Genomic DNA, 23,644 nt, shown 5'->3' with positions numbered 1-23,644 from the left:
AAATTAAAATCCTAAAAATAGCGCAGGCCTACTGCGCTATTTTAGTTTTAAGTTACTCTACCAGTTCACTCACCACCAAAGGGCTATTATGAAGCGTTTTATGCACAGGGCATTTATCGGCTATTTCGAGTAATCGATTTCGCTGAGCGTCAGTTAAATCTCCTTGTAAGGTTATTTTGCGGGTAATGGCCTCTAGATTGCCGGTTTTTTCGCAATCATCACAATCTTGGTTGTAATTGCGGGTATGGTTAAGCTCTACTTTTATATGCTCTAGCGGTAACTCTTTGCGACTTGCATACATGCGAAGTGTCATTGCAGTACACGCTCCAAGCCCAGCGAGTAAATGATCATAAGGGTCTGGGCCTAAGTTTTTACCACCAACATCAGTAGGCTCATCAGCAAGCCATGTATGGTTTTTAGTACTCACGTGCTGAGTGAATTGATGATCTTTTTCTTCAACTAATACACTGCCGTTAGTTAATTTTGCACTATAGGGTGTTTTCTCGTATTTAACATAGCGATTAGCCCACGTAGCAATGACATCGGCTGTGTAGTTAGCGTCTTCTTTATTGCTGAGTAAGTGATCGGCATTATCTAAACTTATAAAGCTTTTTGGATGCTTGGCAGCGGCGTAAATTTTTTCGGCTTCACTAATATTCACGGTGGCATCAATAGGAGAGTGCATAACCAACAAAGCACGCTTAAGCTTGCCTATATGGCTGTTATCGTATTTGGCGATGTCATCTATAAATTGCTTTTTAATCGTAAACTCACGCCCAGCTAAACACACTTTTGCTTCACCCGATTGGTTTATTTCATCTAAATGAGCAGCAAAATTATGGGTAACGTGCTGGGCATCTGATGGCGCGCCTATAGTCGTAATAGCTGACACTTCGGGTATGTGCTCTGCTGCTGCAAGCACCGCAGCACCACCTAAGCTGTGACCTATTAATAACTGAGGTGCTTTAAAGTGTGTTCTTAAGTGATTGGCAGCAGCCACTAAGTCTTGAATGTTTGATGAAAAGTTACTGTTGGCAAAGTCACCATCGCTATTACCAAGCCCAGTAAAATCAAAGCGTAATACAGCAATGCCTTGCTGAGTGAGTGCGCGGCTTATTCGTGTTGCAGCCGCTACATCTTTAGAGCAGGTAAAACAGTGTGCAAATAAGGCATAAAATTTCACCTCACCAGAGGGCTGTTCAAGTTGTCCAGCGAGTTCTAATTCACCGCTTATAAAAGAGACTTTTTGTCGCATGAGAATACCTTAACTAATTGATAAAGTGTGTGGTGCTGATAAATAAGAGATTGGTACGATGGGATGAAAATTCAATACAAGCGTTATTTTGATCTCGATCAAGCTAGAAAGGGCTTGCTAATTGAGTGCGGACATATGTCCTTATAATTTCAAAGGGGTTTGTCTATCCTCGCACAGCATAAAAATGCAGCCTTTATTACTTGAATTAAGTAGTTCAGCTATATTTGAATGTAATACCAATTTGCATAAACCTGTGATTAATTTAATGTATTAAGTCGTTGTTTATCGGCGTTTAAAAAACCTTATCTAGAACAAGTAGATATAATTTTTTTGCGTAGTTAGCATGTAATATTTAGTTAATTTAGTGGATCTTTTCTCAAGCGAATTGGTAAATGGCTTCTAACAACCTACTTACTGGAATGTACCATGCAATTACCTACAGTTGATTATAAAGCGGACGATGCGGCTGCGCAATTTGTTGAATCGTTGAGAAATACTGGTTTTGGCGTATTAAAAAACCATCCTATTCCGCAATCTTTAGTTGAGTCTATTTATAAAAATTGGCAAGACTTTTTTAACTCAGAGCAAAAGCATGAGTTTTTATTTTCAAAAGAAACGCAAGATGGTTATTTTCCACCGTCGGTATCAGAAGTAGCTAAAGGCCATACAGTAAAAGACATTAAAGAGTACTTTCATGTTTACCCTAAAGGCCGTGTTCCTGCACAATTAGAAACTGATGTGCGTGAGTACTACCGTTTAGCTAATGAATTTGCGGCAACATTATTAAGCTGGGTTCAGGCTGAAGCGCCTGAAGAAGTGCGTGCTAAGTTCTCTATCGATTTAAAAGATATGATTGCCCAATCTGAGCAAACGTTGTTACGTATTTTACATTACCCGCCAATGACAGGTGATGAAGAGCCTGGTGCTATTCGTGCTGCTGCGCACGGTGATATTAACTTATTAACCGTATTACCAGCGTCAAACGAGCCGGGTTTACAAGTACAAAAAACCGATGGCGATTGGTTAGACGTGCCATGTGATTTTGGTAGTCTAATTATTAATATTGGTGACATGTTACAAGAAGCATCGGGTGGCTACTTCCCATCAACGATTCACCGTGTTATTAATCCATCGGGTAAAGCAACAACCAAATCACGTATTTCATTACCATTGTTTTTACACCCTCGTCCAGATGTGGTGTTATCGGAACGCTACACAGCAGATAGCTACTTACAAGAGCGTTTACGTGAGTTAGGTGTAAAATAATCCTTTAGCATTTGTAATGCTCAGGTAAATAAAAGCGGCTGTTTAGCCGCTTTTTTAGTATTTGTGTGTATTGATTTGGCACAAAGTAAATAATGGCATGCATTCTGAGCTACTAAAGGTATAATGCGCGCAACTGGCCACTTTGGCCTAATTTGAAATAGAGAGTTTATATGAGTTTTGATGGTTTAGGTTTATCACAGTCTTTAGTTAATGCGGTTTTAGAAAAGGGCTATGAAACGCCAACGCCTATTCAGGCTCAAGCTATCCCAGCAATTATTGCGCGTCGCGATGTAATGGCCGCAGCACAAACAGGTACAGGTAAAACCGCTGGTTTTACTTTGCCACTAATTGAGCGTTTATCGTCGGGCACTAAAGCAAAAAGTAATCATGTACGTGCGCTTATTTTAACGCCAACCCGAGAGCTTGCGTTGCAAGTAAGCGAAAACGTTGAAGAGTACGCTAAGCATTCTGATGTGAGTTCGTTTGTGGTTTACGGTGGTGTAAAAATTAACCCACAAATGCAGCGCCTTCGCAAAGGGGTTGATATTTTAGTGGCCACACCTGGGCGTTTAATTGATTTACATAATCAAAACGCAGTTAAGTTTGATAGCGTTGAAGTACTGGTTTTAGATGAAGCCGACCGTATGTTAGACATGGGCTTTATCCACGACATTAAACGCTTAATTGCAAAAATGCCTGAAAAACGTCAAAACTTAATGTTCTCAGCAACCTTTTCTGACGACATTCGTGCATTAGCCAAAGGGTTAATTAACGATCCGGTTGAAATTTCAGTCGCTGCCAAAAACACCACTGCTAAAAGCGTGACTCAATGCGTGTACGCTGTCGATAAAGCGCGTAAAACGGCCTTATTAAGCCATTTAATTCGTAGCAATGATTGGCAACAAGTACTGGTATTTAGCCGTACTAAACATGGAGCTAATCGTTTAGTTAAGCAACTTGAACGCGATGATATTGTTGGCGCAGCAATCCATGGTAATAAATCTCAGGGCGCACGTGTTAAAGCATTGGAAGGCTTTAAAAGCGGTGAAGTGCGCGTATTAGTGGCAACTGATATTGTTGCTCGTGGTTTAGATATTGTTGAGCTTCCACACGTAGTTAACTACGACTTACCTAATGTATATGAAGATTATGTCCACCGTATTGGCCGAACTGGTCGTGCGGGTGCATCAGGGCATGCCATTTCGTTTGTAACGGTCGACGATGCAGTAGATTTATACGGTATTGAACGCTTTATTGGCGAGTTAATTCCTCGTGCTGAAGAAGAAGGCTTTGAACCGGCTAACCCTGTTGCTGAGCGCGCACTCGATGCTCGCCCACTGCCTGCTAAAAAGCCAAAGAAAAAACAACCATTTAATAAGCCTAAATCAGATAGCAGCAAGCCTAATAGCAAAAAGCCTAACAATGGTGGCAATGGTACGGGCCCACGTCGTGGTGGCTCTAAAAAGCCAGCAGCTAAAACCGATGAAAATGCACAAAACCCATGGGCAAAGCGTCAATCGGTTGGGGGTAGTGGTCAACGCCGTCGTCGTCCAGCAAATAACGACTAATTGTCACTGCGTTTAGTTAAACGCAGCTGCAAAAAAAGCGCTAGCTTTAAGGTTAGCGCTTTTTTGTTTTTAATTTATCAGTAAGTAATTAATGCCTAGGCCAACAAACAGCGTAACGCTAACACTCAGTAACGTGCCTAGCATCACATATTCCGTGAGTTGTTTATCTTTGCTGGCACTTAAGTCGCCAAATCTAAACACGGATTTGGCGGCAATTAAAAACCCAAGCCCAGCAAACTGATCTAATAAAATAAATGTCAGCATAAGTACTCGTTCGAGCATACCAATACTTTGTCCTACTAAAGGGAGGCTACCATCACTAGAAAAGTGATTAGTTAAACGCTCTAACATCATTCTTATAAATACCGCACTGGGACTTAAAATAATAAGGTAACCAGTTATAACCCACAGCACTTTTTCGTTGAACAATAACGCCATAAAATTGTTAGTAAATTGCTGATTATCAGTGAGCCAAATGCTTATCACAATAAGGACGGTGATATGGGCAATTTGGTCTAATAAAAAAGGCTCTACGCCTTTATTTGAATACGATTTAGCAATATCAATAAAGTAGTGACTGATCATAATAATGCCGGTCGCCAGTAATACGCTGCCTAATTGTTGCCAGCCAAAACTATATTCCCAAAGTGCCACAACGACTGCACTGGTAATTCCGTGAACCAATACATGGTAGTAAAGTTTTTTTGCTTTAAAATGACGGGTGTTTCTGTCGTTTACCCAGCTCATGGGTTGCCAATAAAAATCAGCGAGTAAGTGGCCAATAATCAGTGCAACGAGTAATAGTGAAAATTCCATTAGTCATGTCCTTGCTGTATGCTTTTAAGCTGTTGTTGTGCATGTAAAATAAATCGTTCTATCAGCTGATAGTTAGCAAGATTAAGCAGCTTAGTAACGTTTTCGCGGCTGGTATTGAGCTCTTTAGCTAATGCTGCATGGTTGTTATTAGTATGGGTTAAATATACATACAAAGCGTTTGCTTGTTTTTGAGTTATTTTACACAGCAATACATCAACAAACGCTAGGTTTAGCTTAAAGCTCTCATCAACTGGTTGCTTTGCAATAGCAAATGTAAAACGCTGGTTTGTCATTTTATCTAGCTCATGACCAGAGAGAGTAAACGCAGAGCCTGTGGCCGTTTTTATACTCTTACCAGGGTTATCTATGTGCCCCAACGCCATGCTTTGGCGCAGTTCATAGCCGGCAGATTTTAGCTGTAGGTAGATAAGAATAGCGGTGGTAACTAACTGTTCACTTTTTTCTACTTGCAGCTGAAATGCATCCCCACGGTAAATATCCCAAGATGTTGTTTTATTACAATTTGCACGTAAACTTTGCTCTAGCTGATAAAGCATGGCATCGTATTGTTGTTTAGGTATTTTTTGCGATTTAATAATATCGCCGCTGATCACACCAATCATAAAAATCCAGATAAATTATTTATATGTAACTAAATTAGGTTACATTGTTAAATGTAACTATAATTGGTTACGTTGGGTTTGGTAACTAATTTAGGTTACTTAACACGCAATTGCAAGTATCACTCATTAGGACATAATAATGACCTCACAACAAAGCAGTAAACCTCGTGTAGGTATTTTTGTCGATGTACAAAATATTTATTACACCTGTCGCGAAAGCCACGGTAAAAACTTTGATTACAATGCCTTTTGGCGAATGATAGAGCAACAATACGATATTGAATGTGCGTTTGCTTATGCAATATACCGAGGTGATGAAAAGCAAAATCAGTTTCAAAATATTTTGCGCGCTATTGGCTTTGAAGTAAAACTAAAACCCTTTATTCAACGCCGTGACGGCAGTGCCAAAGGCGATTGGGATGTAGGTATAACCATAGATATGCTAGAGCAGGGAAAGCAGCTTGATAAGGTTATTTTACTCTCGGGTGACGGTGACTTTGCGTTATTACTGGGGCACTTAAAAAATCAATACAATGTTCCGTGTGATGTATACGGTGCTGATAAATTAACCGCAGAGGTACTTAAGCAAAGTGCTGAGCAATTTCATTTAATTGACAATCAGTTACTACTTTAAAAATTCTAAGCGCTGCGTTGGTTCGGTGTATTTTTGAGCAGAATGCCCACCTTCAACATGAGCATTTTTAATACAACGGGTACATAGATTAATTAAGCCTAATTTAGGCTTTTTTTATGGCGGTAATAAATTGGGTTTAGTAGATGATTATGGTAATTTTAAGAATCAATTAGTATCAAGGAATTACATGCTTAACTACAGTAATATGCCATTAGACAGAGGCTCAAATGCGCGCAAAGACCCTACTTGGGTAGACGCAAAAAAAACAGCAGACAGCTTATGGCTTTTAGTTAAAGGCAATCACACCTTATTTGCTAACAGTAGTCCTGAGGTGGTGTATTTGGCTTACCTACAGGTGGCACATTTAGATTTAACGCAGGCTATTTTTTTAGGTTCAAATAAACAGGATAATGCCGTATTTGCGCTAGATGTAACCGCACTCGACGAGTCGTTATTAGCAACGATTGTTGGTGATGCCCAGTTTGCAGATATTCGCCAGTTTGGTACACAGGTGGCGCTTGAAGATGGCTCAAATGCAGCGCTTGCCCGAGGGTTATGTTACTGGCATGCCACTCATAGTTTTTGTGGCCGTTGTGGTACCAAAAACCACTTAGTTGAAGCGGGTCACTCTCGATTATGCGACAATCCTGCGTGTTTGCACCAGACTTTTCCGCGTACCGATCCTGCGGTTATTATGGTAGTAACTAAAACATTTTCTGATGGGATTGAACGCTGCTTATTGGGTCGCCAAGCAACTTGGCCAAAAGGATTGTATTCATCGCTTGCAGGCTTTGTTGACCCTGGTGAAACCCTTGAACAAACCGTGATCCGAGAAGTAAAAGAAGAGGCGGGTATTATTGTGGAAAAAGCGGAGTATATTGCTTCGCAACCTTGGCCGTTTCCTTCGTCAATTATGCTGGGTTTTATTGCCACAGCAAGCAGTGATGAAATAAGCACAGAGCAAGATGAACTTGAAGATGCGAAGTGGTTTTCTCGCGAAGAACTTGCGCAATTTAAAGATTGGCACCATCAAGGGGAGCATTTAAAACTACCTAGAGCTGATTCGATTTCGCGTTATTTAATTGAATATTGGCGTACTCAGATAGAAGGATGAATCATGTCGAGCAAAAATAAAAATACCCAATTAGTGTCATCAGGGCGCAAAAAAGCGTACACCCATGGCGTAGTCAATCCTGTGATACAGCGCGCTTCAACGATTGTGTTTGATTCTGTAAGTGAGCTTAAAGAAGCGGCTAAAACACGCGGTGATAAAACGTTATTTTATGGCCGTCGTGGCACCACTACGCATTTTGCCCTGCAAGAGGCAATTACCGAACTCGAAGGCGGTGAGGGCTGTGCCTTATACCCATGTGGCGCTGCGGCGATAAGCCAAACATTGTTATCGTTTTTAAAGTCCGGTGATCATATTTTAATAGTGGACACTGTTTACGAGCCAACCCGTGATTTTTGCGACAAGATTTTAGCAGGGCTGGGCATTACTGCGACCTATTATCCGCCTATGATTGGCGCAGATATAAAAGAGTACATTCAAGACAATACCAAAATGTTGTTTTTAGAATCTCCGGGTTCAATTACCATGGAAATTCAAGATGTTCCCGCTATGGTGCAAGTGGCAAATGATCATAATGTAATGACGGTGCTTGATAACACTTATGGTAATGGTTTGCACTATCGTCCACTTGAACACGGTGTTGATATTAGTATTCAAGCGGCAACCAAATATATTGTAGGTCATTCAGATGTGATGATGGGCGTAGCTGTAGCGAATAAAACATATTGGCCAACACTTCGTGAACATTCTTATTTACTCGGGCAATGCACCAGTGCAGATGATGCGTATTTAGCACTACGAGGCTTGCGTACCATGGCAGTGCGATTAAATCAGCATGAAAAAGCCGCGCTAGAAGTAGCAAAATGGCTTGAGCAACATGCGTTGGTTGATCATATTCGCCACCCAGCATTTGAAACGTGTCCTGGGCATGAATTTTTCAAACGCGATTTTGACGGTAGTAATGGTTTGTTTTCGTTTGTAATGAAAACCGGTAACCAAAAGGCCATTGATGCTTTTTTAGATAGCTTGCAGCATTTTAAAATGGGCTTTTCTTGGGGAGGCTTTGAGAGCTTAGTAACGGCAAACCTATCAATGAAAGGGCTGCGCTCGCAAACAGGATGGGAGCATGGACCTGTTATTCGTTTGCACATTGGTTTGGAAGATGTTGAAGATTTAATTGCCGACTTACAGCAAGCATTAGTTATTTATGAGCAACATTTATAATTACTAATTGGTTAAATTACATTATTTGTTACAAAGCCTATCTCTGAGTAGGCTTTTTTTTGCTAGCAATTCAACGTGTTTACACTTAGTGTTGTTAAATAACACTTATTGTAAAGCACGAACAACGTCATTAAGGATAGTCAATGGCAATACCATCACCTGTTAACGTAGGGCGCTTAACCCAAATCGCGGGTTTTGAGCTGGTACGTATGTTTTTAACTAAACGAGGACTTATTGCACTGGCGGCTTTTGGGCTAGTGTGGCTTGTTATTTTACGTTACCCCATAGGGCAGGCAGTGGGCATTATCAGCTCCCCCGATTTTGAACAAATAGCCCGTGATATTTCCGGCTCTATTGGATTAAATAAGTTACTTGATTGGCCTGAAGCAGAATTTGCTATGTATTGGCTTATTGCTTTGTATAGTTTTCCTGTTTTTAGCTTATTTATTTGTAGTGATCAAACTGTGGGTGATAGAGAGCGCGGTACGCTAAGATTTTTATCATTACGCTCAACTCGCTTTGAAATACTCTTTGGTCGTTTTATAGGGCAGTTAGCAGTACTAACCTGTTTAGTTGGCATCACGCTTATAGCGACATTGGCGGTGCTCGGGTTTCGCGAGCCGAGCTTACTTGCTGGTGGCCTTGGTCGTGCTGTTTCAATATTTTTAATACTCATAGTTACTTTTTCGCCGTTTGTAGCCTTAATGAGCTTAATTAATACTTTTGCGAGCTCATCTCGCTTATCTATTGTGTTAGCCATTTTATATTTTACAGCCGGTGGCATTATTGTTGGATTACTAGAGTGGCAAATACCCGCATTAAGTGTGCTTGATTATTTATTCCCTGGTGTGCAAATAGAGCTATTAGCGGGACAAAACTTACCGTTACTGAGCGCATTAGCTATTCCACTTGTGCAAACAGCGGTGCTACTTGTGGTTGCTCAACGTATTTTTGCAAGGAGCTCACTATGAAATCATTAATAACAGGGCGTAATTTAAGTAAATCGTACGGCTCAAAACTGGCCCTAAATAATGTGAATTTCGAGATTCAAAAAGGCGCGCCAGTTGCATTAGTTGGCCCTAATGGCGCAGGGAAGACCACTTTATTTAGTTTGTTGTGTGGCTATATCGCACCTAGCATAGGTGAGCTTGAAATACTTGGCCATAAACCTGGTAGTGCTGCTTTATTTAATAAAGTGAGTGCGTTACCACAAGATGCCCAGCTAGATCCGCGTTTTAATATAGATAAACAACTTAGTTTTTATGCCAAGCTACAAGGCATGAGTACTAAGCAAAGCCACGTAGAGGCACTTCGTGTGCTTGATTTAGTGGGCCTTAGCGAAATTGCAAAAAACCGCGCAGGGGACTTATCCCACGGTATGCGCAAGCGTGTAACCATAGCGCAAGCATTAATTGGCTCACCGCAAATTGTGATGTTAGATGAGGCCACAGCAGGACTTGATCCGATTCATGCCAGAGAAGTCAGGGAGCTGGTGTCTGAGCTATCGTCTCAAGCGACGTTTATTTTAAGCTCTCATGATTTAACGGAACTTGAACGATTATGTTCTCAAGTACTACATTTAGATAAAGGCGTATTAAGCGAGCACCAAACTAAAGCAGCAAATACAGATAAGTATTTTTACACTTTAATGCTCAGTGAAGCGTATCAAAATGTGGAGCAACAACTCCAAGCACTTGATGGTGTGAGCCGTGTTTATATGAGCCAACATAAAGAGTATGTGATTGAGTATCAACCAACTAGCGATTCACTTGACATAGCGCTGTTGCAATTTTGCCACCAACATAATTGGCAGTATAGGCAGTTAGTAAATGGTCATACGCTAGAAAATCAAATATTTAAACAGGAGAAACTGTAATGGGATTATTTAGTGGTTTAATGGGTAACGCCAGTGAAGTGGATGATGCCGATTTAGAAAAAGTATTGGCTAATACGCTTATTGAAGGTGAGCGAGTTGAAAAGGCGTATAAAGTAGTTCGTGATATGTTTATCTTTACTAATAAGCGACTAATTTTATTAGATAAACAAGGTGTGACAGGTTCTAAAATGGAAATGATCAGTATTGCTTACTCTAAGATAACTAAGTTCAGTAAAGAGAGTGCTGGGCACTTTGATTTAGACGCTGAGTTAAAAATATGGGTAGGTTCAGATCCAACGCCAATTAGCAAGGACTTTAAAGCTGGTGATAACATAAATGATGTTTATCGGATAATTAGCCAGTATTCATTATAGAAACAAACAAAATCGGTGTAAAATTAAAGTAATTGTTTACAGCTTGTTGCGATTACTTTAACATAAATTACTCCAACACTTTCTTACAAATTCCCTAACAAATACAATTGCTTGATTCAGTTTTCGTTCAGTTTCGTGGCGTTAGCATACCCCCACTTTAGCAATGTAGTTAAAGTACAAAAACAATGTACATAGGGATGTTTCATTATGAAAAAATTAGCAATTATTATTTCAGGTCTTTTATTATCAAGTGCTGCACACGCTGCAGATAGCTATCAATCAATCAGTAACTTAGGTTATAAAGATTCTGATAACAACGATACAATCAGCGTAGACTCTACTTACTACTTCTCTCCAAAAAGCACACTAGGTCCATACGATCAATTCGAATACATCAATAAGCAAAGCAACGTATTTGGTAGCTACGCTGATGACGATTTTGGCGATGAGACTGCTATTGGCGGTGAATACTTCGTTGAAGATTTTGTTGTTGGTGCGTCTTACCAAAATGCTGATTTTGGCTCTAACAACGAGTCATACACACTTTCTGCTGGTTATTTCTTTAACCCAGATTTACTTGCAAAAGTAAGATTTGTTGATCAAAAAGATGGTGATAACGTTACATACTTTTCTTTAGCATACAACCACATGCTTAATAGTACCGATTATGTAGGTTTCACAGTAACATCTGATGATGACTTTGATTACCGTGCAGTAGCTGCAAAATACTTCATTGACCTACAACAAGGTAACTACTTAACAGTAGAAGGTACATTTGTAAGCCTTGACGAAGCAGATGACCAATGGAACGTAGAAACAAACTACTACTTCTCTAAAGCGACTTCTGTATTTGCAGCTTACGATAAAGAAGACAACTACAGCTTTGGTGCTCAACACTTCATCAATAAAAACATTGGTTTAAAAGTGGGTTACGGCAACAACGCAGATGACTCAGATAACGATGCTTACTTTGCTAACATGCGTTTTCAGTTTTAATTAAATAATTAAAACCAGTTAAGTAGTAAAAAGCCCGCATTTTGTGTAATGCAGATCAGTTAAGAATATTTTTATGATCACTTGACTGATCTTTCCATGGCTTCAAAATCCGATATTAGAAATAATATCGGATTTTTTTATGTCTCTCATTCAGCACTTCGATAACATGTCTTCATTTTTAAATGATGTACATACACTAGATAAACTTAAACAGGTTCTTGACCCTGATATTCTTGAACAAGCATTTAAACATGCAGGTGTTGCTACTGTGCGTAAAAGGCGATTACCGCTAGAAGCTATTATGTGGTCTGTAATTGGAATGAGTTTATTCCGAAACGAAACCGTTTGGGATATCGCTAATAGACTCGACATCTCTTTACCCGGAAAAAACAAATTAGTAGCGCCAAGTGCGCTAGTTCAAGGCCGGCAAAGGTTAGGCTATGAGTCAGTCCAACATACATTTCAATTACTTGCACACAAAACCTTTTCCACCCAGTCTTTTGAACAATGGTGCGGACTTAATTTACTCGCTGTTGATGGCGTTAGTTTTCGAACTCATGATAATCAAGATAACAGAGAAGCATTTGGCAGTGACAGTAATCAACATGGAGAAGTAAGCTACCCACAAGTACGAATGTGTAGCCTTATGGAAGTATCTAGCCATTTACTGTTAGATAGCAGCTTTGACTCCCGTCGCATAGGTGAAATGAGCTTAGCTCAACGACTATTACCAGCCGTACCAGATAATTCTCTTACCTTGTTTGACCGCGGCTATTACTCATTAGGACTGTTGCATCAGTGGCAAAACCAAGGAGATAACACTCACTGGATGTTACCCGCGAGGAAGGATTTACAGTATCAAGTTGAACATAGTATAAATGACAATGATAAAATAGTGATTTTGTCCACAAGTCCTCAAGCCAGAAAGAAATTTGAGTCATTACCAGAGACCATGATGGCAAGATTAACCACCTATAAAGTGGATGGAAAAAGCTATCGTGTTCTCAGCTCTCTCATTGACCCTTTACGATTTCCATATGAAGAATTAACAGAGGTTTATACTCAACGCTGGGAAATTGAGCTGGCGTTTAGAGAAATAAAGCAGGGATTGAATCATAGCAAACACACGTTACGTAGTAAGAAACCAGACATGGTACGTCAAGAGTTATGGGGGTTATTACTCGCTTACAATTTAATACGTATCGTCATGCTTGATGCAACTAAAGATGAGGATATTTTGCCTACACAGCTAAGCTTTAGCCAATCTATGCGACAGGTTATCGCTTTCTTTATGTTTACGCCAATACATAGTGCAAGTAAGTTGCCTATTCATTACGATGAGTTACTGACAACACTTAGATTGTTTATCTTACCCGATAGGTTACCAGATAGGCATTATCCAAGGGTGATAAGAAAGAAGCCGAATAAGTACCCCTATAAAAGAAAATGCCAGTCAGTTCTTAACTGACTGGCATTACGCATTTTGTGGGCTTTTTGCTGTGCCTAATAAATGCGTAACTCTACTTTATCGTTATATTTTAATTACAATAGAATCGGCTCATCATTTAGTGGCACTCCTCTGACACCCCATTGTATTTAAATTAAGATCGGTCATAATTAAATCAGTGTTTTTATAACTATAAAAGGAATGTGCTCATGTCAGTATTTATTATATTACTGGTTGTGGTGATCGTGGTATTTGCTATTAAAGATATCCGCCTTAATTTAATTACTCGACCCACTTTTAAAATGTTTAAAAAAGTATTACCGCCATTATCGCAAACAGAGCGAGAAGCCATGGAAGCGGGCGATATTTGGTGGGATGGCGAGTTATTTAGTGGTGAGCCTGATTGGCAAAAATTACACAACTATCCGCGTCCGCAGTTAAGTGAAAAAGAAACTGCATTTTTAGATAATCAAGTTGAAACTTTATTAGCCATGCTTGATGACTATAAAATTGTACAAAAAGACAAAGATTTACCTAAAGAGGTGTGGGACTTTTTAAAAACCGAAGGGTTTTTTGCAATGATCATCCCTGAAAAATTTGGGGGTCTTGAATTCTCTGCTATTGCTAATTCCACCATAGTGTCAAAAATTGCGACTAAAAGCTTAACGGCCGCTGTGACGGTCATGGTACCCAATAGCTTAGGTCCTGGTGAGTTATTACTGCATTACGGAACAACTGAGCAACAAAATCGTTGGTTACCTAGCCTTGCAAAAGGTGACGATGTACCTTGTTTTGCATTAACGGGCCCTGAGGCTGGCTCAGATGCTGGCAGTATTCCTGATTCTGGCGTGGTGTGCAAAGGCGAGCATGATGGTAAGGAAGTGTTGGGACTGCGTTTAAATTGGTCAAAACGTTACATTACCCTTGCGCCTGTGGCGACTGTGTTAGGGCTTGCATTTAAAATGTACGATCCAGATGGATTGTTAGGCGATGAAAAAGAGCTCGGAATAACGTGTGCACTTATTCCAACTGATCACCCAGGTGTTAAAGCAGGAGAGCGTCATTACCCACTTAACATGGCGTTTATGAATGGCACAACGTACGGTAAGGATGTATTTATTCCGCTTGATTGGATTATTGGCGGCCAGCAAGGGGCAGGGCGCGGTTGGCGCATGCTAGTAGAGTGTTTAAGCGCAGGGCGTGGTATTTCGTTACCGGCATTAAGCACTGCAACAGGGCATTTAGCGGCTAAAATGACCTCGGCTTACTCTGTTGTTCGCCAACAGTTTGGCGTGTCAATTGGGCAATTTGAAGGCGTACAAGAAGGGTTAGCACGTATTGGCGGGCTAACTTATGCATTGGAATCATGCCGGTTAATGACCGCAGGTGCAATTGATTTAAAACTTAGCCCGTCAGTAGTGACTGCTATTGCAAAGTACCACATGACCGAAATGGGTCGAATGGTAATGAATGATGCAATGGACATTCATGCAGGTAAAGGGATTCAGGTTGGGCCTAATAACTATTTAGCACACGGTTATATGGGTATTCCCGTCTCTATTACCGTAGAGGGCGCTAATATTCTTACCCGTAACCTTATGATATTTGGCCAAGGTGCAACTCGTTGCCATCCGTTTGTATTAAAAGAGATGGAAGCGGCAGCAATGGATGACGATGATGCTGCACTTGAGCAATTTGATGGCTTATTAATGAAGCACATTGTATTTGCACTGAGTAATGCAAGTATGGCCTTGGTGCATGGTTTAACTCGCAGCCACTTTGCTAAAGCGCCTGTGTGTGGAGAGACGGCCGACTATTATAAACAATTAGGTAGAATGAGCCGAGGATTGGCGTTTACAACGGATGTTGCAATGTTGATGTTAGGTGGTGAACTTAAACGCAAAGAAATGATATCGGCACGTTTAGGCGATGTATTAAGTCATTTGTATATTGCTTCTACCGTGTTAAAACGTTTTGAAGATGAAGGGCGCCAACAAGCTGATTTACCTTTTGTTAAGTATGCAATAGAGACGTCATTGTATGAAATAGGTCAAGCATTTGACGGCTTCTTTAAAAATTTCTCTAACCCGGTGGTTAACTTTGCACTTAAGCGTATTGTTTTTCCATTAGGTAATCATTATCACAAACCAAGTGATGCCACTTCACAAAGTATTTGTGAACACATGACTCAACCAGGCGTATTTAGAAATAGGCTTACCCATTTGTGTTACGTTGATGAGAATGCAGGCACAGGAGTGATGGAAAATGCTTTTTTAGCAATGCACGATATGCAAAATCAATTTAAACAGTTAAAACAGTGGCAACGAAAAGGCAAGGTACCTGCCACCTATGATATTGAACAAGCGATTGATTACGCACTTGAACACGAGCTCGTAACGAAGGTTGATGGTGAAGCAATGCATCATGCCAATAAGCTAAGAATGCAGGCTATTGCGGTTGATAACTTTAAACCTGAAGACATTTAACACTGGATTATAATAAAGTAGATAATAAAAAAGCCTTAAATTTATGATTTAAGGCTTTTTTATGTTTTGTATTTTTTAAGCTCGAATATACGGTTATCGTTACTAAGGCTCTGAATGACTGATCAGCGCCCGTAAGGATCGGCGATGATTTTATCTACGTACCACTTACCTTTTATTTTAAGCATTTCGATACTACGGAAATCATCGATTTTTTTACCATTTAAGTAACCGGTAAATACAATGTTTATTTTAGCCTGATTGCCATACTGTTCTCGCAGGCTTGAATTTGACATATCAATTTCAATTACCACTTCATCGAATTGTAAATTAATAAGACTACGGGCAAATTGTTTTGCCGTCCCATACGATTTCATTATGCGGGCTAATTTAGGCGTTGCGAAATCGCAGGCTTTTTGCAAATTATGCTGGTTATAAAGCGCATCAAAATACACAGTAGCAGTGTCGCCTGGACGATCATTGTCAATGTACTGCTCTTTAGGTCTAGTATTTTCATTACAGCCAACGATCAAAATACTAAATATGAGTACAAAAATGGTTAAAATTGTTTTCATATTTGGTCAGGTTGATTACTTATACATAAAGTGTGTGATGGAATGGAGAAGATGTAAAGAGGAGTAGACCAAATAGATAGTAACTTATTAAAAAAGCAATAAAAAAGGATGTTAAAAAACATCCTTTTTTAATCAGTTCGCTTGATTATTGCACAAGCTCTTGTTCGCTAAACTCTTCGTCAAACATCGGGCTTGATAAGTAACGCTCTGTTGCACTTGGCAAAATAACCACAATATTTTTATCTGCATTTTCAGGACGCTCAGCAATACGTTTCGCTGCAACCACAGCCGCACCTGATGAAATACCAACTAAAATCCCTTCTTTTTTCATTAGTTCGTGACACATTGCTATACATTCTTCATTAGAGACTTGCTCTACACCATCAATTATTGATAGGTCTAAATTCCCAGGAATAAAGCCTGCACCAATACCTTGAATCTTATGTGGCCCAGGTTTTACTTCTTCACCAGCAAGTGTTTGGCTAATTACCGGAGAGTGGCTTGGCTCTACAGCGATTGATTTTACATTTAAGCCTTTTTCTTTTTTAAGATAACGGCTTACACCTGTGATAGTTCCGCCTGTACCAACACCTGCAACAAAGAAATCGATTTTGCCATCAAGTGCATCAAAGATTTCTGGGCCTGTTGTTTCAAAGTGAATTTTAGGGTTTGCAGGGTTTTCGAATTGTTGTAGCAAAATAAACTTATCAGGGTCTGCTGCTTGAATTTCTTTGGCCTTTGCAATAGCGCCATTCATGCCTTTAGCGCCATCGGTGAGCACTAGGTTAGCACCGAGTGCCTTTAATAGTTTACGACGTTCTAAGCTCATGGTGTTTGGCATTGTAAGCGTTAACTTGTAACCGCGAGAAGCAGCTACAAATGCCAATGCAATACCGGTATTGCCTGATGTTGGCTCTATAAGTTCTTTGTCTTTGGTAAGTTGACCTGATTTTTCAGCTTCCCAAATCATTGATGCACCAATACGGCATTTAATACTAAAGCTAGGATTTCGTGATTCAACTTTAGCGTATACATTCCCACCTGTAACACGGTTAAGTTTTACCAACGGTGTGTTACCGATGCTTAGTGAGTTATCTTCAAAAATAGTAGACATAATGTTCCTTTAGGTACAATCTGATCAACACGTTAACAGCTATTCTGTTAACTTTATAAGCCTACTTTACTGTGAGATAAAAAAAGTTAAAGTAAGCTTTGGCTATAACATATATTAATTACGCTTATAACGGATTGAACTAAAAACTCAATCTGTTAATTTTTTAGTTATTAAAAAGGCGAACTTGAAATCATTTGTTCGTTTTTAACTTTGTACTTTATCTTTTCTTTATGTAGTCGTTATTTAAACAAATCAACACAACACACTTATATTTTGTCGGTTAATTGTGCAAATGAACTGCGGTTGAACAGTTTATTGACACAAACTATTCAAAACATGGTAAAAACACATTATCTAAATTCAATAAAGTAATCACCATGAAGTTAATTTTAAAATTAATTACCGGTATTGTGGCCGGTATCTTAGTCGGGCTCTATATTCCCTTAACTGGCGTTGAGCTTTTATATACAGTAAAAGAACTTATCGGCCAGCTTATTAGTTTTACAATTCCACTGATTATTTTATTTTTTATTGCCTCTGGAATTGCCGGGCTTCCTAAAGGATCAGGGCATCTACTGGGAAAAACGGTGGGTTTTGCGTATGGCTCAACAATTATAGCTGGTACTTTAGCGTTTTTATTAGTGACGGCGGTTATTCCGTTTTTAAGCGGCGGTATTTCATTTGAAGCTGAAGCAGTGACCGAAGTAGGTAGCTTTATTGACTTAGAAATTCCACCATTAATGGGTGTAATGACTGCTTTAGTCACAGCATTTGTATTTGGTATTGGTATGAGCCAGCTTGGCTTAGACACATTAAAAACTGTGTCGGATCAGGGGCGCGATATTATTGATGGTTTACTTTCAAAAGTAATTATTCCGGCATTACCATTTTACATTGCAGGTGTATTTGCTGAAATGACCGTAGCAGGCACCGTTGTTGATACATTACAAGCATTTGGTGTAGTACTTATTGCTGCGTTAGTGATGCATTGGTTATGGTTGAGTGTTTTATACATTACCTCAGGCCTATTACTTAAGCGTAATCCTATTGAGCTAATTAAAAATATGTTACCTGCGTACTTTACTGCATTAGGAACCATGTCGAGCGTGGCAACCATTCCAGTATCTTTGCAATCAAGTAAAGCAAATAACGTTAAAGAGGATGTAGCTAACTTTACAGTGCCATTATGCGCCACTATTCATTTGTCAGGTTCAACAATTACAATAGTTACCTGTGCTATGGCTGTAATGTTTTTATCGCCTAGCATGGAAGTACCTTCACTAATGGCTATGTTGCCATTCATTATGATGTTAGGTGTAGTGATGATTGCAGCGCCAGGCGCCCCAGGTGGTGCGGTAATGTCGGCGTTAGGTTTATTAACTAGCATGCTTGGTTTCAATGAAGGTGCGGTGGCACTAATGATTGCACTTTACCTAGCGCAAGATAGCTTCGGCACTGCGTGTAATGTAACTGGCGATGGTATTATTGCTTTATGGGTAGACCGTTTTAGTGAAAAGGCGTCAGCATAAATCATTGGGGCGTATTTACCTGCTGTAGGTAAATACGCTTTTAATCATATCGGTCATAAAGACCGATTACGAAAGCATAATATTAGTTATGGTTTCGTCGTATCTATGCTAATGTTGAGAATTAATTTTGTTAACTTGCATCTTATTAGGCTAGTGAGGGTGTTCCATTGATTAACGTACTTTTAGTTGATGACCATGAACTTGTGCGCACAGGGATCAGACGTATTCTTGATGATATACGTGGTTTTAAAGTAATAGGTGAAGCTAAAACAGGCGAAGAGGCTGTGCAGTTTTGTCGTCAACATGCGCCAAATATAGTATTAATGGATATGAACATGCCTGGTATGGGCGGGCTTGAGGCAACTAAAAAGGTTTGCCGTTATTGTCCCGATGTAAAAATTATTGTGCTTACAGTTAATTGTGAAGACCCATTTCCAAGTAAGGTTATGCAAATTGGTGCTCATGGTTTTTTAACCAAGGGGGCAGGATCTGATGAAATGGTGCGTGCTATACGTTGCGTGCATGCAGGGCAACGTTATATTGCGCCAGAAATAGCGCAACAGATTGCACTTGCACAGGTAACCGGGCGTACCGATGAAAACCCATTTCAAAGTTTGTCTGAGCGTGAACTACAAATAATGCTAATGATCACCAAAGGTGAAAAAGCACAGGATATTGCTGAGCGCTTAAATTTAAGCTCTAAAACAGTAAACAGTTATCGTTATCGTATGTTTGAAAAGCTTAACGTAGGAGGCGATGTAGAGCTTACTCATTTAGCCATACGTTACAAAATGATTGATATAGATATCTCTTACTAGTCGATATATATGTCTGAATTTGATCATGCCCAGTTTTTAAAAACATTATCGAGTGAGCCTGGCGTTTATCGCATGCTCGATAATGACAACCAAGTTATCTATGTCGGTAAAGCTAAAAGTTTAAAAAAGCGGGTGAGCAGTTACTTTCGCAGCAACATTACCGACAGTAAAACCCGTGTTTTAGTGAGTAATATTTGTAATATTGAAGTCACACTTACTAATACAGAGACAGAAGCTTTACTGCTCGAAAACAACCTGATTAAAAAATATCAGCCACGTTATAATATTCTGTTACGTGATGATAAGTCGTACCCTTATATACTGCTCACTAATCATAAGCATCCTCGCTTAGCCTTTCATCGTGGTAGCAGAAAAGTAAAAGGTGAATATTTTGGTCCGTTTCCAAGCGCGGGGGCGGTTTCAGAAAGTTTGCGCTTAATGCAAAAAATATTTCCGGTACGCCAATGTGAAGACGCCTACTACCGTGCGCGTAGTCGGCCATGCTTGCAATACCAATTAAAACGTTGCTCTGCGCCGTGTGTTAATAAAGTCTCTGAAGATGAATACGCGCAGCAAGTTGATTATGTCCGTAAATTTTTAACCGGTAAATCCCATGAAGTAATAGCTGATCTTATCGCTAAAATGGAAAAAGCCAGTGAGCAGCTTAATTTTGAACTCGCAGCTAAAGTTCGCGACCAAATTATGCTATTGCGTAAAATGCAGGAGCAGCAGTCTATCTCAGGTAATTTTGCTGAAATGGATGTTGTAGGTTTTGCTCATTTAAATGGCTTAAATGGGATTCATCTATTAATGATCCGTGATCATAAAGTGCTGGGTAGTAAAACTTATTTTCCAAAGGTGCCTAAAGACTCACAGGAGCAGGAAATCTTAACCTCTTTCTTAGGCCAATATTACTTAGCACCGGGAGCAACAGGGCGCATTGCCAAAGAAATCATCTTACCATTTGAAATAGAAGAAAGTGATGCGCTCAGCGAAGCACTAACTCAAATTAGTGAACGTAAAGTATCGCTTAAAGTGGTTACTCGTGGTGAGCGAGCACAGTACTTACAGTTAGCCAATAAAAACGCATTAAATAGTATTACGGTTAAGCAAAGCACTCAAGACTCTATAAACAAGCGTTATGCGCAATTAAAGGCTACCTTGCGTCTTGATGACATTAATCGCATGGAATGTTTTGATATCAGTCACACCATGGGTGAAAACACCGTGGCCAGTTGTGTTGTATTTGATTCTCAAGGCCCTAACAATAAAGAGTATCGTCGTTATAACGTGACCGGTATTACCGGTGGTGATGATTACGCCGCTATGGAGTTTGCACTAAACAAACGTTACAACAAGTTGGTTGATGAGGAGAAAATTCCTGATGTTATTTTTATTGATGGTGGTAAAGGCCAATTAGGTAGGGCAGAACAATACTTTGAAAACTGGCCGCATGCAAAAATGCCACTATTAGTTGGGGTTGCAAAAGGCACTAGCCGTAAACCAGGCCTTGAAACTTTACTTATTGACGGCGGGCGTAAAACTATACCTATGGATTCTGATGCACCCGCACTGCATTTGATTCAGCATATTCGCGATGAATCCCATCGTTTTGCAATTGCAGGGCACCGTAACAAGCGCCAAAAACAACGTACTCAGTCGTTATTAGAAGAAATAGATGGCGTTGGTTCCAAGCGTCGACAAACATTATTAAAATATTTAGGGGGCATGCAAGGCGTAAAAGCTGCTAATATAGAACAGCTAAAGAAAGTTCCTGGGATCAGTCCTGACATGGCTGAGAAGATATTTAACCATTTGCATGACAAGGGCTAGCCCTATGTGCGAATATAGAAAAAAAGACATATCCAAGTAGTTATGTGGAATATTCCAAACACACTCACAACGTTTAGACTCTTTCTTATCCCCATTTTTTTGGTGATATTTTATATGCCTTATTCATGGGCATTCTTTGTTGCTGCCTTTATTTTTTGGCTTGCTTCAATCACAGACATACTCGATGGCTATTTAGCGCGTAAGCTTGAACAATCAACGCCTTTTGGTGCGTTTTTAGACCCTGTTGCTGATAAAGTAATGGTGTGCGCTGCCTTGGTTGCTTTATCTGAGCATTATCAATCTTTGTATATGACTATTCCTGCGCTTATTATTATAAGCCGTGAAATTGTTATATCGGCGCTACGAGAATGGATGGCTGAGCAAGGCAAACGCGGCAATGTAGCTGTGTCCGATATGGGTAAATTAAAAACCGCAGCGCAAATGTTAGCCATTATTGGCCTAATTTGGCAGTACGATACCTGGATGATGTATTTAAGCTATGGCTTACTTTACATAGCGACGTTTTTAACGCTTAGCTCTATGGTGCAATATTTAGTTGCAGCATGGGCAGAATTGACCAAAAATTGATTGTAAACGTCTAATAACGCACCATTTTAGATAAAAAATAATCAAACAGTTCAAAAGTAGCATTTTTTGTGTTGACGCGTTTAATAATCTCTGTAGAATGCGTCCGTGTTGAGAGGGCATAGCCCCTAGATAAACAAAGCGGCACTAGCTCAGTTGGTAGAGCGCGACCTTGCCAAGGTCGAGGTCACGAGTTCGAGCCTCGTGTGCCGCTCCAGTTTATCTCAAAGCTAACCTAGTATTGAGGCGGAATGGCAGAGTGGCCATGCACCGGATTGCAAATCCGTTTACCCCGGTTCGACTCCGGGTTCCGCCTCCAATCAACACTCCACACGCTTTAATTAGCAAACTCGATGCCCGAGTGGTGGAATTGGTAGACACAAGGGATTTAAAATCCCTCGACTAACAAGTCGTGCCGGTTCAAGTCCGGCCTCGGGCACCACGTTGTGGTTTGGTTACATACACCAATATGTAACTTATAAAAAATCTTATTTAGAATTAATATGATGCGGCACTAGCTCAGTTGGTAGAGCGCGACCTTGCCAAGGTCGAGGTCACGAGTTCGAGCCTCGTGTGCCGCTCCATATTAGTTTTATCCACTTGCTTTAATTAGCAAACTCGATGCCCGAGTGGTGGAATTGGTAGACACAAGGGATTTAAAATCCCTCGACTAACAAGTCGTGCCGGTTCAAGTCCGGCCTCGGGCACCACTTTGTGGTTTGGTTACATACACCAATATGTAACTTATGAAAAAATTATTTAGAATTAATATTATGCGGCACTAGCTCAGTTGGTAGAGCGCGACCTTGCCAAGGTCGAGGTCACGAGTTCGAGCCTCGTGTGCCGCTCCAAATTATTTGATATGTTTAGGCGGAATGGCAGAGTGGCCATGCACCGGATTGCAAATCCGTTTACCCCGGTTCGACTCCGGGTTCCGCCTCCAAATAATGACTCCACACGCTTTAATTAGCAAACTCGATGCCCGAGTGGTGGAATTGGTAGACACAAGGGATTTAAAATCCCTCGACTAACAAGTCGTGCCGGTTCAAGTCCGGCCTCGGGCACCACTTTGTGGTTTGGTTACATACACCAATATGTAACTTATGAAAAAATTATTTAGAATTAATATTATGCGGCACTAGCTCAGTTGGTAGAGCGCGACCTTGCCAAGGTCGAGGTCACGAGTTCGAGCCTCGTGTGCCGCTCCAAATTATTTGATATGTTTAGGCGGAATGGCAGAGTGGCCATGCACCGGATTGCAAATCCGTTTACCCCGGTTCGACTCCGGGTTCCGCCTCCAAATAATGACTCCACACGCTTTAATTAGCAAACTCGATGCCCGAGTGGTGGAATTGGTAGACACAAGGGATTTAAAATCCCTCGACTAACAAGTCGTGCCGGTTCAAGTCCGGCCTCGGGCACCACTTTACGTTATTTCTATAACACCCAATTAAATCATCACATTTTTATTACTAAACCCCACTAAGCACACTAATTTACCACCCCCTGTTGTTAGCAATAACTTTTTGTTCAACACCTTAAGAGCTCGTGTTTTG

General features: G+C 40.3%; 20 protein-coding genes and 11 tRNA genes. 26 read left to right on the top strand and 5 right to left on the bottom strand.

Annotated features, from left to right (window positions below):
* Positions 1-52: 52 nt before the first annotated feature.
* Positions 53-1,255 (bottom strand): bifunctional alpha/beta hydrolase/OsmC family protein, encoded by a 1,203-nt coding sequence (locus BG00_RS13315; RefSeq protein WP_036983127.1) that lies wholly within the window; start codon positions 1,253-1,255, stop codon positions 53-55.
* A 426-nt stretch (positions 1,256-1,681) separates the two neighbouring features.
* Between BG00_RS13315 and BG00_RS13310 the strand changes: the two genes are divergently transcribed.
* Both BG00_RS13310 and BG00_RS13305 read left to right on the top strand, forming a co-directional pair.
* Positions 1,682-2,521: an isopenicillin N synthase family dioxygenase gene (locus BG00_RS13310; protein ID WP_036983125.1), complete on the top strand. Its 840-nt coding sequence runs from the start codon at positions 1,682-1,684 to the stop codon at positions 2,519-2,521.
* A 170-nt stretch (positions 2,522-2,691) separates the two neighbouring features.
* Positions 2,692-4,089, top strand: coding sequence for a DEAD/DEAH box helicase (locus BG00_RS13305; protein WP_036983123.1), 1,398 nt, complete (start codon positions 2,692-2,694; stop codon positions 4,087-4,089).
* A 69-nt stretch (positions 4,090-4,158) separates the two neighbouring features.
* Here BG00_RS13305 and BG00_RS13300 read toward each other — a convergent pair whose 3' ends face one another.
* The gene (locus BG00_RS13300) at positions 4,159-4,905 is read right to left on the bottom strand and encodes a DUF3307 domain-containing protein (protein WP_036983121.1); all 747 of its coding nucleotides are present in this window, start codon (positions 4,903-4,905) and stop codon (positions 4,159-4,161) included.
* A complete protein-coding gene (locus tag BG00_RS13295) occupies positions 4,905-5,528 on the bottom strand; it encodes a hypothetical protein (RefSeq protein WP_036983119.1) in 624 nt (207 codons plus the stop codon). The genes BG00_RS13300 and BG00_RS13295 overlap by 1 nt, the downstream gene beginning before the upstream one ends.
* 139 nt (positions 5,529-5,667) lie before the next feature.
* Here BG00_RS13295 and BG00_RS13290 point away from each other — a divergent pair, with 139 nt between their 5' ends.
* The 9 genes from BG00_RS13290 to BG00_RS13250 all read left to right on the top strand — a co-directional run bounded on the left by BG00_RS13290 (position 5,668) and on the right by BG00_RS13250 (position 15,637).
* A complete protein-coding gene (locus BG00_RS13290) occupies positions 5,668-6,162 on the top strand; it encodes a LabA-like NYN domain-containing protein (RefSeq protein ID WP_036983117.1) in 495 nt (164 codons plus the stop codon).
* A 187-nt stretch (positions 6,163-6,349) separates the two neighbouring features.
* Complete coding sequence (gene nudC, locus BG00_RS13285; RefSeq protein WP_036983115.1) at positions 6,350-7,276, top strand: NAD(+) diphosphatase; 927 nt, start codon at positions 6,350-6,352, stop codon at positions 7,274-7,276.
* A 3-nt stretch (positions 7,277-7,279) separates the two neighbouring features.
* Positions 7,280-8,458 (top strand): cystathionine beta-lyase, encoded by a 1,179-nt coding sequence (locus BG00_RS13280; protein ID WP_036983113.1) that lies wholly within the window; start codon positions 7,280-7,282, stop codon positions 8,456-8,458.
* A gap of 143 nt (positions 8,459-8,601) precedes the next feature.
* Positions 8,602-9,429 (top strand): ABC transporter permease subunit, encoded by an 828-nt coding sequence (locus tag BG00_RS13275; protein WP_036983111.1) that lies wholly within the window; start codon positions 8,602-8,604, stop codon positions 9,427-9,429.
* Positions 9,426-10,334 (top strand): ABC transporter ATP-binding protein, encoded by a 909-nt coding sequence (locus BG00_RS13270; protein ID WP_036983108.1) that lies wholly within the window; start codon positions 9,426-9,428, stop codon positions 10,332-10,334. The genes BG00_RS13275 and BG00_RS13270 overlap by 4 nt, the downstream gene beginning before the upstream one ends.
* Positions 10,334-10,708, top strand: coding sequence for a PH domain-containing protein (locus tag BG00_RS13265; RefSeq protein ID WP_036983105.1), 375 nt, complete (start codon positions 10,334-10,336; stop codon positions 10,706-10,708). The genes BG00_RS13270 and BG00_RS13265 overlap by 1 nt, the downstream gene beginning before the upstream one ends.
* A gap of 207 nt (positions 10,709-10,915) precedes the next feature.
* A complete protein-coding gene (locus BG00_RS13260; RefSeq protein ID WP_036983103.1) occupies positions 10,916-11,704 on the top strand; it encodes a putative porin in 789 nt (262 codons plus the stop codon).
* A gap of 139 nt (positions 11,705-11,843) precedes the next feature.
* Positions 11,844-13,172, top strand: a complete 1,329-nt coding sequence (locus tag BG00_RS13255) for an IS4 family transposase (protein WP_051498246.1) — start codon at positions 11,844-11,846, stop codon at positions 13,170-13,172.
* A gap of 188 nt (positions 13,173-13,360) precedes the next feature.
* The gene (locus BG00_RS13250) at positions 13,361-15,637 is read left to right on the top strand and encodes an acyl-CoA dehydrogenase (protein ID WP_036983100.1); all 2,277 of its coding nucleotides are present in this window, start codon (positions 13,361-13,363) and stop codon (positions 15,635-15,637) included.
* A 122-nt stretch (positions 15,638-15,759) separates the two neighbouring features.
* Here the strand turns inward: BG00_RS13250 and BG00_RS13245 are convergent, their stop codons facing one another.
* Positions 15,760-16,209: a hypothetical protein gene (locus tag BG00_RS13245; RefSeq protein WP_036983098.1), complete on the bottom strand. Its 450-nt coding sequence runs from the start codon at positions 16,207-16,209 to the stop codon at positions 15,760-15,762.
* Positions 16,210-16,354: 145 nt separating this feature from the next.
* Positions 16,355-17,323, bottom strand: coding sequence for a cysteine synthase A (gene cysK, locus BG00_RS13240; RefSeq protein WP_013464591.1), 969 nt, complete (start codon positions 17,321-17,323; stop codon positions 16,355-16,357).
* A gap of 377 nt (positions 17,324-17,700) precedes the next feature.
* Here cysK and BG00_RS13235 point away from each other — a divergent pair, with 377 nt between their 5' ends.
* From BG00_RS13235 to BG00_RS13165, 15 genes are all read left to right on the top strand, one after another.
* Positions 17,701-18,852, top strand: a complete 1,152-nt coding sequence (locus tag BG00_RS13235; RefSeq protein ID WP_036983096.1) for a dicarboxylate/amino acid:cation symporter — start codon at positions 17,701-17,703, stop codon at positions 18,850-18,852.
* A gap of 167 nt (positions 18,853-19,019) precedes the next feature.
* Entirely contained in the window at positions 19,020-19,670 is a 651-nt protein-coding gene (uvrY, locus tag BG00_RS13230; RefSeq protein WP_013464592.1) for a UvrY/SirA/GacA family response regulator transcription factor, read from the top strand.
* Positions 19,671-19,679: 9 nt separating this feature from the next.
* Positions 19,680-21,503 (top strand): excinuclease ABC subunit UvrC, encoded by a 1,824-nt coding sequence (uvrC, locus tag BG00_RS13225; RefSeq protein ID WP_036983092.1) that lies wholly within the window; start codon positions 19,680-19,682, stop codon positions 21,501-21,503.
* Between the two features lie 42 nt (positions 21,504-21,545).
* Positions 21,546-22,091 carry a CDP-diacylglycerol--glycerol-3-phosphate 3-phosphatidyltransferase gene (gene pgsA / locus BG00_RS13220; RefSeq protein ID WP_013464594.1) on the top strand — a complete coding sequence of 182 codons (546 nt, stop codon included), beginning with the start codon at positions 21,546-21,548 and terminating at the stop codon, positions 22,089-22,091.
* Between the two features lie 138 nt (positions 22,092-22,229).
* A tRNA-Gly gene (locus tag BG00_RS13215) sits at positions 22,230-22,305 on the top strand.
* 28 nt (positions 22,306-22,333) lie between these two features.
* A tRNA-Cys gene (locus BG00_RS13210) sits at positions 22,334-22,407 on the top strand.
* 36 nt (positions 22,408-22,443) lie between these two features.
* A tRNA-Leu gene (locus tag BG00_RS13205) sits at positions 22,444-22,530 on the top strand.
* Between the two features lie 66 nt (positions 22,531-22,596).
* Positions 22,597-22,672, top strand: a tRNA-Gly gene (locus BG00_RS13200).
* A gap of 39 nt (positions 22,673-22,711) precedes the next feature.
* A tRNA-Leu gene (locus BG00_RS13195) sits at positions 22,712-22,798 on the top strand.
* 65 nt (positions 22,799-22,863) lie between these two features.
* Positions 22,864-22,939 (top strand) — tRNA-Gly (locus BG00_RS13190).
* A gap of 18 nt (positions 22,940-22,957) precedes the next feature.
* Positions 22,958-23,031, top strand: a tRNA-Cys gene (locus BG00_RS13185).
* A 37-nt stretch (positions 23,032-23,068) separates the two neighbouring features.
* Positions 23,069-23,155: transfer RNA gene (locus BG00_RS13180), tRNA-Leu, on the top strand.
* Between the two features lie 65 nt (positions 23,156-23,220).
* A tRNA-Gly gene (locus BG00_RS13175) sits at positions 23,221-23,296 on the top strand.
* Between the two features lie 18 nt (positions 23,297-23,314).
* Positions 23,315-23,388: transfer RNA gene (locus tag BG00_RS13170), tRNA-Cys, on the top strand.
* Between the two features lie 37 nt (positions 23,389-23,425).
* Positions 23,426-23,512, top strand: a tRNA-Leu gene (locus BG00_RS13165).
* Positions 23,513-23,644 lie beyond the last annotated feature (132 nt).

The organism is Pseudoalteromonas sp. SCSIO_11900, assembly GCF_000576475.1.
Classification (GTDB): domain Bacteria; phylum Pseudomonadota; class Gammaproteobacteria; order Enterobacterales; family Alteromonadaceae; genus Pseudoalteromonas; species Pseudoalteromonas tetraodonis.
This window is presented reverse-complemented; position numbering and strand designations above follow the sequence as displayed.

Coding starts and splice junctions, on each gene's coding strand:
- cysK (WP_013464591.1), bottom strand. CDS start 17,323: ATGTCTACTATTTTTGAAGATAACTCACTAAGCATCGGTAACACACCG.
- BG00_RS13275 (WP_036983111.1), top strand. CDS start 8,602: ATGGCAATACCATCACCTGTTAACGTAGGGCGCTTAACCCAAATCGCG.
- BG00_RS13245 (WP_036983098.1), bottom strand. CDS start 16,209: ATGAAAACAATTTTAACCATTTTTGTACTCATATTTAGTATTTTGATC.
- BG00_RS13290 (WP_036983117.1), top strand. CDS start 5,668: ATGACCTCACAACAAAGCAGTAAACCTCGTGTAGGTATTTTTGTCGAT.
- BG00_RS13295 (WP_036983119.1), bottom strand. CDS start 5,528: ATGATTGGTGTGATCAGCGGCGATATTATTAAATCGCAAAAAATACCT.
- uvrC (WP_036983092.1), top strand. CDS start 19,680: ATGTCTGAATTTGATCATGCCCAGTTTTTAAAAACATTATCGAGTGAG.
- BG00_RS13265 (WP_036983105.1), top strand. CDS start 10,334: ATGGGATTATTTAGTGGTTTAATGGGTAACGCCAGTGAAGTGGATGAT.
- nudC (WP_036983115.1), top strand. CDS start 6,350: ATGCTTAACTACAGTAATATGCCATTAGACAGAGGCTCAAATGCGCGC.
- BG00_RS13315 (WP_036983127.1), bottom strand. CDS start 1,255: ATGCGACAAAAAGTCTCTTTTATAAGCGGTGAATTAGAACTCGCTGGA.
- BG00_RS13255 (WP_051498246.1), top strand. CDS start 11,844: ATGTCTCTCATTCAGCACTTCGATAACATGTCTTCATTTTTAAATGAT.
- pgsA (WP_013464594.1), top strand. CDS start 21,546: ATGTGGAATATTCCAAACACACTCACAACGTTTAGACTCTTTCTTATC.
- BG00_RS13280 (WP_036983113.1), top strand. CDS start 7,280: ATGTCGAGCAAAAATAAAAATACCCAATTAGTGTCATCAGGGCGCAAA.
- BG00_RS13235 (WP_036983096.1), top strand. CDS start 17,701: ATGAAGTTAATTTTAAAATTAATTACCGGTATTGTGGCCGGTATCTTA.
- BG00_RS13310 (WP_036983125.1), top strand. CDS start 1,682: ATGCAATTACCTACAGTTGATTATAAAGCGGACGATGCGGCTGCGCAA.
- BG00_RS13300 (WP_036983121.1), bottom strand. CDS start 4,905: ATGGAATTTTCACTATTACTCGTTGCACTGATTATTGGCCACTTACTC.
- BG00_RS13270 (WP_036983108.1), top strand. CDS start 9,426: ATGAAATCATTAATAACAGGGCGTAATTTAAGTAAATCGTACGGCTCA.
- BG00_RS13260 (WP_036983103.1), top strand. CDS start 10,916: ATGAAAAAATTAGCAATTATTATTTCAGGTCTTTTATTATCAAGTGCT.
- BG00_RS13250 (WP_036983100.1), top strand. CDS start 13,361: ATGTCAGTATTTATTATATTACTGGTTGTGGTGATCGTGGTATTTGCT.
- BG00_RS13305 (WP_036983123.1), top strand. CDS start 2,692: ATGAGTTTTGATGGTTTAGGTTTATCACAGTCTTTAGTTAATGCGGTT.